The sequence below is a fragment of the Delftia sp. WSY_10 genome (assembly GCF_043104705.1).
GTDB lineage: Bacteria > Pseudomonadota > Gammaproteobacteria > Burkholderiales > Burkholderiaceae_C > Comamonas > Comamonas tsuruhatensis.
The window spans coordinates 1-320 of sequence record NZ_JBICKY010000039.1 but is presented as its reverse complement, the minus strand read 5'-3'; the positions used below and the strand labels follow the sequence as shown (position 1 = coordinate 320).

Genomic DNA, 320 nt, shown 5'->3' with positions numbered 1-320 from the left:
ATGATGCGGGTGCCGTCGGCCTGCACGATCTGCAGGTTGGTGGGGTGGTCGTACAGGCGGGCCTCGTAGCTGAGCAGCCAGCCGCGGCCGAGCAGGCCTGGCGGCACGTAGGCCCGGCTGTAGCTGCTGTTGTAGTGGCGCACGACTTCCAGGCCGAGCACGCCTGGCAAGGCGGGCATGTCCACTTCGCGCTGGTATTTGTTGCCGTTGATGAGGTGGATGGGGTTGCCTGCGCCCTGGTTGGTACTGCTGGAGTTGCCCTGGGTGGCGGGGCCGGCGCCGCCGCAGGGGCTGCCGCCGGGCGTGGGGGTGCAGGTGCC

The 320-nt window shown here is 70.0% G+C and carries 1 protein-coding gene; it reads right to left on the bottom strand.

Annotated elements, in window-relative coordinates; translation table 11 throughout:
- A partial coding sequence (locus ACF8ML_RS18390) for a DUF6531 domain-containing protein (RefSeq protein ID WP_392407597.1) occupies window positions 1-320 on the bottom strand: 320 nt, incomplete at both ends.